The sequence below is a fragment of the Paenibacillus soyae genome (assembly GCF_024623455.1).
Lineage (GTDB): Bacteria > Bacillota > Bacilli > Paenibacillales > Paenibacillaceae > Pristimantibacillus > Pristimantibacillus soyae.
This window is the reverse complement of the sequence record NZ_JANIPJ010000015.1, coordinates 196905-208765: the sequence shown is the minus strand read 5'-3', so window position 1 is coordinate 208765 and position 11861 is coordinate 196905. Positions and strand designations below refer to the sequence as shown.

Sequence of the window (11861 nt, the reverse complement as noted above, 5' to 3'; positions counted from 1 at the left end):
GCATTTGCCTCCAGCTTCCTTCAGATTCCGCCTCGCGACGGACACCCTTGCTCTTGGCTAACGGTAGGCGTTCGCCAGCCCCCGTTCGGGACTTTCACCCTAGAGATGACGCCCATGCTGGGCGTACAAAAAGAAAACGGCCCGGGCATTTGCCCGAGCCGCTTTAAAGGAATGTCATGCTAATTCTGCATGACGAAATCCTTTTCCGCTTTGTCCATATCGTTAAACATGCGCAAAATATTATATTTCGTATCGCGTTGCGCGGGAATTTTGCCGGCTTCCCGGATTAATTGAAGGATAAGTTCGATATTGACCTTGTGCGTCGTGCCCGCCGCCGACACGACGTTCTCCTCGATCATCGTGCTGCCGAAGTCATTGCAGCCGTACGATAAGGATAGCTTGCCCATCTCGGGTCCCATCGTCACCCAAGACGATTGGAAGTTCGGAATATTGTCCAGCATGATCCGGCTGGCCGCCACGATACGAAGGTATTCCTCGGGCTTCGCTTTCTCGAGCTTCAGATTCGTGTTATCCGGCTGGAACGGCCACGAGATAAACGCCAGGAAACCAGGCGAAGGATATCCGTTCGCCAGCACTTTGTCCTGCTCGTCGCGAATGCGGAGCATATGAAGCGCGCGCTCTTCGATCGTCTCGCCGAGACCGTATACCATCGTGGCCGTCGTGTTCATGCCATGACGGTGAGCGGCGTTCATAACGTCCATCCAATCGGTCCAGGAACCCTTCAGGCGGCTGATCTTCCGGCGCGTGCGATCGTCCAGTATTTCGGCGCCGCCGCCAGGAAGAGAGTCGAGTCCCGCTTCGTGCAGCTGCCTCACGACCTCATCCAGAGACAGGCCGTCAGAGACCACCTTCATCTTCTGTATTTCGGCTGGCGAGAAGGAGTGCATCGTAATCTGCGGGAATCTCGCTTTGATCTTCCGCAGCAGATCCGTATAATACGAGAACGGCAGGTTCGGGTTCGTGCCGCCCTGCATCAGAATTTCCGTTCCGCCTACGTCGACGGTTTCTTGAATTTTATTTAGAATAACCTCGTCATCCAGCACGTAACCTTCCTTGGAGCCCGGTGCCCGATAAAACGCGCAGAAGCGGCAATAAACGTCGCACACGTTCGTATAGTTCACGTTCCGGCCCACGACGAAGGTCGTTATCGGCTCGGGGTGTTTCTTCATCATGATCTGGTTCGCCGCGTGCCCCATCTTCTCGATCTGATCGGAAGCGAGCAGCTCCATTCCTTCTTCCAGCGAAATGCGCTCGCCGCGCAGCGCTTTATCCAATATCCGGTCTATCGCGCTCATCCGCAAGACCTCCTTAACGTTCATTCGTAGTATGTCGCAATACTTAATCCTAACATAGATATGGAAGACTAGTCATCCACCAGGTTGCTGGCCATTATGGCAAAAATGCGAAAGTTGGTTTGCGCCGATGAAGCTGAAATCTATTGACTCAGCTTCAGGGCCACTGCGCAGTCGAATATTCTTCCGATCGCTGTTGTAATCGGGTTCCTTGAACAAGCGGCAAGGTTGGAACCCGAATTACAAAGGCGAGCGCTGCCGCTTCTCCAGAACATTCGTCTGCTCCGTTTCTGCGAAACTGGAGTCATAACTAAACAAAACCTTCAATCTTTCCTACACGATCCTCTATTCTGCCAATCAGCTAGTCGTTTACGGTTAACCATCGACAGTATCGCAAACGTAAAAAAGCCGCACAGCAATTCGACTGTGCGGGCTTCGCTTTACCCTGTTGCGGGTGGTTATCTTTCGTCGATCTCCAGCTTAGCCGCGCTCAACGCTTGATCGAGGTCGGCGATCAGGTCGTCGACATGCTCGATCCCGACGGAGAAGCGCAGCAGGCGGTCGTCTACGCCGATCGCTTGGCGGATTTCTTCCGGGATGTCGGCATGCGTCTGCATGGCCGGGTACGTCATAAGCGATTCGACGCCGCCTAGGCTTTCGGCGAAAGCGATCAGCTTGATATGACGCAGAATCGGCTCGACGTAACGGGCATCCTTCAGGCGGAACGAGAAGATGCCGGTGTTGCCGGACGATTGTTTGTTCTGGATGTCATGTCCCGGGTGATGAGGAAGCGCCGGATAATACACTTCTTCGATCGCCGGATGCTCCAATAAGTATTCCGCGATTTTGGTCGCGTTGTATTGATGTCTCTCCATGCGAAGCGCCAGCGTCTTCATCCCTCTCATCAGAAGCCAAGAATCTTGAGGACCCAGCACGGCTCCGATCGAGTTATGGAGGATCGCCATCTGCTGCGACAGCTCCTCGCCTTTCGTCACGATCAGTCCCGCGAGAACATCGTTATGACCACCCAAATATTTGGTCGCGCTGTGGATGACGATATCCGCGCCGAGCTCGATCGGACGCTGCAAATAAGGCGTAAGCAGCGTATTGTCGACGATCGTCAGCAGTCCTTTGGATTTCGCCCAGGAGCAGACGCGCTCCAGATCCGTAATCATCATTAGCGGATTAGTCGGCGTCTCGATCAGAACCGCCTTCGTGTTCGGCGTAACGAGAGTAGACATGGCGTCAATATCGTTCGTATCGACATACGATGCCGTAACGCCGAATCTCGACATAATCCGCTCAAGCAGCCGGTACGTGCCGCCGTACAAGTCCAGCGATACGATGAGGTGATCGCCTTGGCTGAAGTACGCGAAAATCGTTTGCAGCGCCGCCATGCCGGAGCTGCACGCGAATCCGGCATCTCCGGATTCCAGCTGAGCTGCCGCCTCTTCAAGAACGGCGCGCGTCGGGCTTTTGGTCCGCGCATAATCGAAGCCCGTGCTTTGACCTAGCTTAGGATGGCGGAAAGCGGTCGACTGGTATACGGGAAAGCTGACCGCTCCCGTAACAGGCTCCTTTTCGGAACCGATATGGGCCAAATGACTTTCGATTTTCATCTTCGATAAGCAACTCCTCTAATGGTAGTAAGGTAAGCTTTCTATATTAGATGCCTGCGCCCAGATCATAAGGCGTTTGCTGATACACATAGTAGTTGAGCCAATTCGAGAATAACAAATTCGCGTGCGCTCTCCAAGTCGACAACGGCATGCGCGCAGGGTTATCGCCCGGGAAATAATTTTTGGGCAGCGCGATCTCCAAGCCTTTGGCCACGTCGCGGTCGTATTCGAACTTGAGCGAGGCCGGATCGTATTCGGAATGGCCCGTTACGAAGATTTGCCTGCCGTCGCGCGAAGCTACGATATAAATGCCCGAGTCTTCGGATTCCGACAAAATCTCCAGCTCCTCGATTGGCTCGATATCTTCTCTCCTCACCTCGGTATGGCGGGATTGCGGCACGAAAAACAATTCGTCGAAGCCTCTAAGCAGCTGCGTATTCCGTTTGTCGCTCGCCACCGTATGCGGGAATACCCCGAACACCTTCTCGTCCAGGTTGTATTTCGGCACGCCGAAATGATAATACAGACCCGCCTGCGAAGCCCAACATATATGGAAGGTCGAGGTGACGTGGCGTCTGCTCCATGCCATGATTTCCTTCAATTCATCCCAATAATTGACCTCTTCGAACGGCAAATGCTCGACGGGAGCGCCCGTAATGATCATGCCGTCGAAATAAAGATGCGAAATCTCGTGGAACGTTTTGTAGAACGCCTCCAGATGCTCGGAGGACGTGTTCTTCGACGTATGGGTGCGCGGATGCAGCAGCACGACCTCGACCTGCAGCGGCGTGTTGCCGATGAGGCGGAGCAGCTGCGTTTCCGTCGTTTCTTTGGTTGGCATTAAGTTCAGGATCGCAATGCGCAATGGTCGGATATCTTGATGGTAGGCTACGCTTTCGTCCATGACGAAGATGTTCTCGTTGTTCAAAATTTCTTTGGCTGGCAAGCTGTCCGGTACTTTAATCGGCATTTTTGTCACGCTCCTAATGAAGTAGTGTATTAGAAGTCGGCAATAAAAAAAGACCCCTTCTGCGTGAGAAGAGGTCGTATGCTCGGGAAAAGTAGCCATCCGCCTCTCTCATCTCTCAGAAACTTTACGTCTCCGCAAGAATTAGCACCGTGCTCATTACGCCGGTTGCCGGGCTTCATCGGGCTAGTCCCTCCGCCTGCTCTTGATAAGAAAGTAGTCTATTCAGTTATTGCGGTTCCAATTAATTTTACTTTAATCCATTCCGCCATTCCCGTCAAGAACCCACTTGCATATGCTGTTAAACCGGGATCCCTGCAGTCATTTTTCGCTTGAATGTTCTCCTTGCGCGGGAGTATACTAGACAAGGATTGGGACGTTCATTCATTCGTTATTCGACATTAAACGATGATGTTCAAAAGGAGTGTAAAAGGACATGGAAGGTGATCGACCGAAGCCCGAAACGAACCGCATAAGGCCGCTGTCGGTCAGCCTGAAGCAGAGCCGCTTCGCCATGAAGTCCCGGCGCGTTGTCCAATAAACTCTGACAACGAAACGCCGCGCTCGCCTAAGTCCTGGCCGGCAGTCTCCTGCAAGACGAGAGAGGAGATTTGCGAATGAAAATCAGACATGTTAACAACGGCTTATTCACCACCGTCGACCAGATCGAGCAGACGTTAGTCGCTCCGGCGGAAGGATTTTATTGGATCGACGCGGACGTCGAGGACTTAGCCGTCCTGCAGCCCTTATTCGGCATGCATGATCTGGCCGTAGAGGATTGCTTAAACGAAGAAGAGCAGCGTCCGAAGATCGAAATTTACGAAAATCATTATTTTATCGTAATCAACAGCATTCGCTTCGATGATGAAGAAATTTTCTTAAGAGCCTTGAACATCTTTTTAGGCAAGCATTACATCATCACGGTCACGAAGCAGAAGATCAACGAGCTTCGCTCGCTCAAGCCTATATTGTGGGAGCAGGAAGTCAGCCGACCGGATCAATTCCTCTACTATTTGACCGACCTTGTGGTTGATAATTATTTCCTTGTCGGCGACCGGATCGATAATCGGATCGAAACGCTCGAAGAAGCGATTCTGATGCATACGAAGAAGTCGCACCTGAACGAAATCATCGGCCTGCGCGGCGAGATTTTGTGGGTTAGAAAGGTGCTCGGCCCGCAGCGCGAGGTCATCTTCACCCTCAACAAGAAGGAGCTTCGCCTCATCGACGACCAGCTCCAGAAATATTTCAGCGACGTCTACGAGAACGCGCTCAAAATCGCGGAGTCGTTCGATACGTATCGCGACCTGATGGGCAACTTGCGAGAGGCTTACCAGTCCAGCTTGTCCAGCCGCGCCAACGAAATCATGCGCGTGTTCACGGCGATCACGACCATCTTCATGCCGCTGACGTTCCTGACCGGCATTTACGGCATGAATTTCGATATATTGCCGTTCGTTCATGCCGGCTGGGGAGCCTACGTGCTGCTGGCCATCATGCTGGTGCTTGGCTTCTGCATGTTATATATTTTCCGCAAGAAGGAATGGCTATAGCGGCCATTCCTCTTTTTTTGCCGCAATCTGGCTAATCGGATATACTAGAAATATGGCTATGAACGCCTCGGAAGGGGGAATACCGGACATGAATATCAGCCAGCTGGAAACGCTGCTTACGATTTCCAAGACGATGAGCTTCCGCAAAGCGGGGGAGCTGCTCAATCTGACCCAGCCGGCCGTATCCGCCCAGATCAAAAGTCTGGAAGACGAGTTCAAAACCGTCCTGATCGACCGCAATCAACCCGTTACGCTCACCGATCACGGCCGCGTGTTCCTGGATCACGCGGGACGCATATTGGATATCGTCGAAGAATTGAAGCAGAAGCTCGACGATTTGAACCATACGCCGCAAGGCCATATCTTACTCGGCACGACATCATCCATCGCCATTCAAATTTTGCCCAGGGTCTTATCCTATTTCCAGAACCAATACCCTCATATCAAAACAACGATTCATACGATGCCGTCCTCCCAAGTCATGCACTGCGTCGAGAATGGTTCGGTCGACGTTGGCATAACCTATCTATCGGAGAAAAATCCGAACATTGCCTCATCCGTTCTCTATTACGATACATTCGAGCTGGTCGTATCTCCGGAAAACCCGCTGAGCAGCCTTACGCATACTACCGTGGACAAACTCAAAGACGTGCCCATGATTATGCTCGCGCCGGACACACTCGGCAGAAAATTCGTCGATGCCCTGTTCCGCAAATACAACATACAGCCGAATATCGTGATGGAGCTGTCCAGCAGCGAAGAGGTGAAACGGATGGTCGAGATTGATCTCGGCGCCGCCATCGTCTCCAAGCTGTCAATTCCGACCGAGCTCAAGCACGGCACTTTGAAGCTTATCAAGGTTCACGAGCTGGAGACGACCCATCCCGTAGGCGTCGTATACAAATCGGGACGTTACCTCAATACGGCCATGCAGCAATTTTTGAGCGACTTAAAGGGGATGCCGGAGCATCAATTCATTAGCAGCGAGTAGGAGTGAATGCAATGAAATTCGATTTACATACGCATCATTTCAGATGCGGGCATGCGGACGGCACTATCGAGGACTACATCGTCGCCGCGATGAATGCCGGCCTTCAGGTGATCGGCATCTCCGACCACTCCCCCTACTTCTACCACGAGCAAGACCAGCCGTCTCCGGGTGTGGCCATGGCAAGAAGCGATTTCTCGAATTATGTGAACGAAGTGCTCAGGCTGAAGGAAAAGTACGAAGGCAAAATCGAGGTGCTGCTCGGCATCGAATCGGACTATTTCCCCGACTACGTCGAAGCATATCGGGAAGCCTACAAGGGCATACCTTTCGATTACTTGATCGGCTCCGTTCATCAGGTGGGCGGCGTCAGCATCTTCAATCGAAACCGATGGAAGAAGCTGGACGAGAAGGGCCATATCAACGAGAAGAAGAGCTATTACCAGCTTATCGAGCAGTCGGCTCGCGCCGGTATGTTCGATATACTCGGTCATATTGACGCCATGAAAGGATACTATCCGGCATTCTCGGACATTCCGGCCCATGAGCATATCGACAACGCGCTGCGGACGATCGGCGAGTGCGGGGTATCCATTGAGATCAATACGTCCGGCAGCACCAAGGACGTAGGCGGCTGGTATCCTTCCGACGACATATTGGAGCGCGCCCTCCATTTTGGCGTGAACGTGACTTTCGGTTCGGATGCGCACGTTCCTTCCAGGGTTGGAGACGAGTGGGACTTGGTCGCCAAACGGTTGAAGGAAATCGGCTTCTCACAGTGGGTGTTTTATCGGAAGAGGCAGCCTGTTATCGTGCCTCTGTAGCTTATGCGGAGGAGAGACGTTACGACGTCTCTCCTTCTTCATTGCGCGGAGCAAAAAAAGTGGACCCGCACGCGGCAGGTCCGAAAGAGATTATATAAAAAGGGGGTCTTGTTTATTATATTAGCCCCTGGATGTGATAACGCCGTAACAGAAACATTTCAGTTGTGTAACAATTTCGGGAGAGTGAAGTCATGTGGTTGTGGACGGCCATCGGCAGCGCGGTTGTATTCGGTCTCGCAGGCTGGTGGATGAAGGTTTCTCAGATGAAAGGCGGTTCAACAAGGACTTTGCTTCAGGGGTTATATGCTTCCGGGGCAGCCGGCTTCGGCATTCATTGCGCGGTCGAAGGACGCTTCCATGATTTGCTCCAGCTTGAGGTTTGGATCGCGGGCATTCTAATCGGCGCCGGCTCGGCATGGGGGAACTCCCTTTTCATGAAGGCGCTCGAGCACGGTCCCGCCAGCTTAACGTCGCCGCTTACCAATATGAACATCGTCTTAGTCGTCGCGATGTCGACGTTCTGGTACGACGAACCGTTAAGCTTCGTGCAGGGTGCCGGCATTGTCTTGCTGCTTGCCGCCGTTATGCTCATCGCTTACAAACGCAAAGAGCCGCTCACGATTAAGGAGAAACGCTGGTTTCTGCTGGTTGCTTTGGCGATTCTCATGTTCGCGCTCCGGAATGGCGGGCTGAAGGTTACCGATGAGCTTGGACTCGCTAGTGCACCTGTTTTGTTCGTTGCATACGCCCTGTCGTTCGCCTGGTTTTTAAAGCCGGCGGTCAAGGAGCATTCCGCTCCTTCCAACAACAGGACGGGCCTCATGCTCGGCCTTGCCGCCGGATTGTTCTCCTATGGAGGACTTCAGCTATACGCCGTCGCGATCGCAACGGGTCAAGCCAATCTGGCTGCCCCGATATTCGCGACAAACAGCTTAATCGTCGCCATCGGATCAATTGCCTATTATAAAGAACGACTTACCTTCATTCAGACGACGGCTTTTATGTTCTTGTTAGCGGGGCTGATCGTCATTCGGCTGTAAACGTCCATTTCCATCGCGCTTTATCGAATTGCACTTACTTTTAGTTTGTCCATATGCTACAATAGAACTACAAAAAGCGGGGTGATTCTGTTGGATTATTCGACAATGTGCCCAAGATACGAAGCTGCGGCTGACTTGTTAGGCAAGAAGTGGACGGGTAGAATCATAAGGGTGCTGCTTGGCGGCCCGAAGCGGTTTAAAGATATGAAAGAACAGATTCCCGAGATGAGCGACAAGATGTTGACCGATCGAATGAAAGAGCTCGAAACGATGGGAATCGTCATTCGTCAAGTATATCCGGAGATGCCCGTGCGCATCGAATACGAATTAACGCCCAAAGGAAGAGATTTGCAGCCGGTTATCGAGTCCATTCAAAAATGGGGAGAGGCTTGGATGTAGCTCTCAAAAAAAACGTCGGGGATGACATCCCCGACGTTTTTTTATGTTCATGCTAGCTCCTTGGCTTAACCTGAAGGCTTCGGATCGAACAATTGTCCGGACTCGGCATTATGCATGACTTCCTCCAGCCATTCCTTCTCCGCCAAGCTGAATTTCAGCATCCCCCGAATAAGCTGCACGGCTCCCCCCGGCAATGCGCCCTCCTTCTTGGCCGAAACTCCCTTCAGCATTTCTAGTCGAGCCACACAAGCTTCGTATTGCTTCTTCAGATGAATTCTCGTCTGGTCGCGATCGCCGCGCGCCAAGAAAGGCAAAGCGGCAAAAATAGGATGCTGCGGGAACGCCGTTTGGCTCATCTGCTTATCCAGAAGCTCCAAAAACGCAGCTCTGCCTTCCTCCGTGATACGGTACACGGTTTTGTCCGGGCGGCTGTCCCCCGAGTTCCGAATAATCTCCGCCGCCTCGATGAACCCCCGCTCCCTTAATTGATCCACGGCATAATACAAGGAGCCATCCTGCACTTTGAAAGTCAGATGCCAATTCCGTCCTATGATAGTCTGACGGATATCGTAGGGATGGCGGTCCTTCTCCATCAGTAATCCAAGCACGAGCAGTTTGACCATCCTAACCCCGCGATGGCGAAGGCTCCGCCTTGTTGGTTCCATGCGCTGCTGGTTTCGCCGCTTCCTCGAGCCGCGCTCTTCCCATTAGGAAAACAAACACAAGAGCCGCCGCCGGCAGAATAACGGACCACTGGAACACGAACACGATGGAATCGGCCAGCTTGCCGAGCAGCACTTGGATGATTTCCGGAGTCAGACCCATCTGCGCCTGAATCGCAGGATCAAGAAGCGCTTGGCCGCCTTTGATTTGTTCCGCCGTCTCCGCGCCCAGATTCGGCAGTTCTTCGACGCCGGACTGGAAGCTGGACTTCTGCAGCACGCCGAATATCGTGACCCCGAGAGCGGAGCCGATCGTTCGGAAGAAGGTGATTAGAGATGAAGCCGAGCCCTTATATTGCGGCGGAACGGAGCTAAGCGTCGAAATGTTAAGAAGCGAGAAGGATACGCCCATACCGAGACCTATAATAACCATATACACGGTGATCATCCATCTGCTGGTCTCCGCATCCATCGCGAAGCCGAGCAGCGAGGTACCGAGAATTAAGGTCAGCGCCGAAACGAGCATAATATTGCGGAACGGGAATTTGCCCGCGATTCTGCCGCCGATCTGGCTGCTCGCGACGACGCCAAGCATCATCGGAATGAGTACCGTACTCGTCTGTGTAGCGCTTATGCCAAAAACGCCTTGGATGAAAATCGGGATATACGTTGCTCCCGCGATCATCACTCCGCCGTAAAGAAGGCTGATCATCATGCTGCTTGTGAAGAGCCGTCTGCCGAACAAGCTCAGCTTAATAATCGGATCCTTCGCTTTCGTCTCCGCGAATAGGAACAGCCCGAGCAGAACGGCCGAACCGACAAACAACGAAATCGTCTGAACGGACTGCCAGGCCCATCCGTCCGTCCCTCCCAGCTCCAGACCGAACAAGAGGCAGAGAATGGATGCCGTAAGAAGAATCGCGCCGGCCCAGTCTATGTACTGCTTCTTGCTGTTACGGCTCTCGTGGTAAGCGCGCCATATGAAGAAGAAGGACAATATTCCGATCGGAACATTAATGTAGAAAATCCAGCGCCAGCTGAAATTATCGGTAATGGCGCCGCCCATAATCGGGCCGAACACGCTGGAGATGCCGAATACCGCGCCGAACAGCCCCATCATTTTGCCGCGTTTCTCGGCCGGGAACAAGTCGAAGATGATCGTGAACACGATCGGCATAAGAGCGCCTCCGCCAATCCCCTGAATCGCGCGGTAGATGATGAGCTGTTCCATGTTCTGCGACGTGCCGCAAAGGACCGACCCCACGACGAATAGAAATAAGCCCAGCAGAAAAAATCTTCTCCGTCCGTACATGTCCGAGAGCTTCCCGAATATTGGCGTAGCGACGACCATGGCAATCATATAGGCCGAATACACCCAAATAAAATATTCGAAGCCGCCGAGCTTCTTGATGATCGTCGTCATCGCCGTCGATACGATCGTCTGATCCAGCGCGGCCATGAACAATCCAAGCAGTAGTCCCGCGACGACTAATTTTACATTACTTTTATTCGCATCCAATTGCAGCCCCTCATTCCGTACTCAAATTTGATTACCCTCGTATATTGTACTCCAAAAAGAGTAAATTACAACCTGGTTGACTTCGGCTTCCAATTCCAGTAAAATTACTATTGATAATAATTATCAATATCAAAAGAATTAAAAAAAACTGATCCCAGAGGAGCGTGGCCCGCTCCGGGATCAGTTCGCTGTACACCATAATTGCCGCTAGATTACATGCCAAGCCATTTCTTGAACAGATGTTTGGTTGTATCCTTGTTCATCGCCGCGATCGAAGTCGTCAGCGGGATGCCCTTCGGACAAGAGCGTACGCAGTTCTGCGAGTTGCCGCAGCCTTCGATGCCGCCGTCCGTCATGAGCGCTTCCAGACGCTCTTCCTTGTTCATCTCGCCCGTAGGATGGGCGTTGAAGAGACGAACTTGGGAGATTGCCGCAGGACCGATGAAGCTGTTCCGGTCGTTGACGTTCGGACAGGATTCCAGGCAGACGCCGCAAGTCATACACTTCGACAGCTCATATGCCCACTGACGCTTCGTCTCCGCCATGCGCGGACCAGGACCCAGATCGTAAGTGCCGTCGATCGGGATCCAAGCTTTTACTTTCTTCAAAGCGTTGAACATACGCTCGCGGTTGATGACGAGGTCGCGTACGACCGGGAACGTGCGCATCGGCTCGAGGCGGATCGGCTGCTCCAGCTGATCTACCAGCGCGCTGCACGCTTGGCGCGGCTTGCCGTTGATCACCATCGAGCAAGCGCCGCAAACTTCTTCCAGACAGTTGGATTCCCAGCATACCGGCGTCGTCTTGGAGCCGTCGGCCGTAACCGGGTTACGCTGAATTTCCATCAAGCCGCTGATGACGTTCATGTTCGGGCGGTAAGGCAGCTCGAACTCTTGCGTATAAGGCTTGGCGTCCGGCGTATCTTGGCGCGAGACGATAAACTTGACCGTTTTCTTTGCCGTAGTCGTTTCAGCCAT

At 52.7% G+C, this 11861-nt stretch carries 12 protein-coding genes and 1 riboswitch; of the genes, 6 read left to right on the top strand and 6 right to left on the bottom strand.

Translation table 11 applies throughout. The features are described from left to right. On the top strand, positions 1–183 hold a 183-nt coding region (locus tag NQZ67_RS20440), incomplete at its 5' end, for a hypothetical protein (protein ID WP_257449502.1). Here NQZ67_RS20440 and mqnC read toward each other — a convergent pair. The 3 genes from mqnC to metA all read right to left on the bottom strand — a co-directional run bounded on the left by mqnC (position 180) and on the right by metA (position 3902). Beyond that, on the bottom strand, positions 180–1316 hold the full coding sequence (gene mqnC, locus NQZ67_RS20435; RefSeq protein ID WP_257449500.1) for a cyclic dehypoxanthinyl futalosine synthase: 1137 nt from the start codon (positions 1314–1316) through the stop codon (positions 180–182). The two genes, NQZ67_RS20440 and mqnC, sit on opposite strands and share 4 nt — an antisense overlap. 455 nt (positions 1317–1771) lie before the next feature. Then, on the bottom strand, positions 1772–2932 hold the full coding sequence (locus tag NQZ67_RS20430) for an aminotransferase class I/II-fold pyridoxal phosphate-dependent enzyme (RefSeq protein ID WP_257449497.1): 1161 nt from the start codon (positions 2930–2932) through the stop codon (positions 1772–1774). A gap of 46 nt (positions 2933–2978) precedes the next feature. Then, complete coding sequence (gene metA, locus NQZ67_RS20425) at positions 2979–3902, bottom strand: homoserine O-acetyltransferase MetA (protein WP_257449494.1); 924 nt, start codon at positions 3900–3902, stop codon at positions 2979–2981. Positions 3903–4007: 105 nt separating this feature from the next. Next, a riboswitch (SAM riboswitch) is annotated at positions 4008–4114 on the bottom strand. A 402-nt stretch (positions 4115–4516) separates the two neighbouring features. On the opposite strand from metA, the gene corA reads away from it, so the two are divergent. The 5 genes from corA (at position 4517) to NQZ67_RS20400 (ending at position 8703) form a co-directional block, all read left to right on the top strand. Next, the gene (corA, locus tag NQZ67_RS20420; RefSeq protein ID WP_257449491.1) at positions 4517–5452 is read left to right on the top strand and encodes a magnesium/cobalt transporter CorA; all 936 of its coding nucleotides are present in this window, start codon (positions 4517–4519) and stop codon (positions 5450–5452) included. Positions 5453–5540: 88 nt separating this feature from the next. After that, complete coding sequence (locus NQZ67_RS20415) at positions 5541–6443, top strand: LysR family transcriptional regulator (protein WP_257449489.1); 903 nt, start codon at positions 5541–5543, stop codon at positions 6441–6443. 11 nt (positions 6444–6454) lie between these two features. Then, positions 6455–7264: a histidinol-phosphatase gene (locus NQZ67_RS20410; RefSeq protein ID WP_257449486.1), complete on the top strand. Its 810-nt coding sequence runs from the start codon at positions 6455–6457 to the stop codon at positions 7262–7264. 191 nt (positions 7265–7455) lie between these two features. Next, positions 7456–8304, top strand: a complete 849-nt coding sequence (locus NQZ67_RS20405; RefSeq protein WP_257449484.1) for a DMT family transporter — start codon at positions 7456–7458, stop codon at positions 8302–8304. Between the two features lie 90 nt (positions 8305–8394). Next, positions 8395–8703, top strand: a complete 309-nt coding sequence (locus NQZ67_RS20400; RefSeq protein WP_306812972.1) for a winged helix-turn-helix transcriptional regulator — start codon at positions 8395–8397, stop codon at positions 8701–8703. Positions 8704–8768: 65 nt separating this feature from the next. Here NQZ67_RS20400 and NQZ67_RS20395 read toward each other — a convergent pair whose 3' ends face one another. From NQZ67_RS20395 to sdhB, 3 genes are all read right to left on the bottom strand, one after another. Next, the gene (locus tag NQZ67_RS20395) at positions 8769–9326 is read right to left on the bottom strand and encodes a PadR family transcriptional regulator (protein WP_257449482.1); all 558 of its coding nucleotides are present in this window, start codon (positions 9324–9326) and stop codon (positions 8769–8771) included. 1 nt (position 9327) lies between these two features. Beyond that, positions 9328–10884 (bottom strand): MDR family MFS transporter, encoded by a 1557-nt coding sequence (locus tag NQZ67_RS20390; protein WP_257449481.1) that lies wholly within the window; start codon positions 10882–10884, stop codon positions 9328–9330. A gap of 212 nt (positions 10885–11096) precedes the next feature. Continuing rightward, positions 11097–11861, bottom strand: coding sequence for a succinate dehydrogenase iron-sulfur subunit (gene sdhB, locus NQZ67_RS20385; protein ID WP_257449480.1), 765 nt, complete (start codon positions 11859–11861; stop codon positions 11097–11099).

Bases quoted from the DNA above. Each gene is read 5' to 3' on its own strand.
- mqnC (WP_257449500.1), bottom strand. From the start codon at position 1,316: ATGAGCGCGATAGACCGGATATTGGATAAAGCGCTGCGCGGCGAGCGC.
- NQZ67_RS20415 (WP_257449489.1), top strand. From the start codon at position 5,541: ATGAATATCAGCCAGCTGGAAACGCTGCTTACGATTTCCAAGACGATG.
- NQZ67_RS20430 (WP_257449497.1), bottom strand. From the start codon at position 2,932: ATGAAAATCGAAAGTCATTTGGCCCATATCGGTTCCGAAAAGGAGCCT.
- corA (WP_257449491.1), top strand. From the start codon at position 4,517: ATGAAAATCAGACATGTTAACAACGGCTTATTCACCACCGTCGACCAG.
- metA (WP_257449494.1), bottom strand. From the start codon at position 3,902: ATGCCGATTAAAGTACCGGACAGCTTGCCAGCCAAAGAAATTTTGAAC.
- sdhB (WP_257449480.1), bottom strand. From the start codon at position 11,861: ATGGCTGAAACGACTACGGCAAAGAAAACGGTCAAGTTTATCGTCTCG.
- NQZ67_RS20410 (WP_257449486.1), top strand. From the start codon at position 6,455: ATGAAATTCGATTTACATACGCATCATTTCAGATGCGGGCATGCGGAC.
- NQZ67_RS20405 (WP_257449484.1), top strand. From the start codon at position 7,456: ATGTGGTTGTGGACGGCCATCGGCAGCGCGGTTGTATTCGGTCTCGCA.
- NQZ67_RS20395 (WP_257449482.1), bottom strand. From the start codon at position 9,326: ATGGTCAAACTGCTCGTGCTTGGATTACTGATGGAGAAGGACCGCCAT.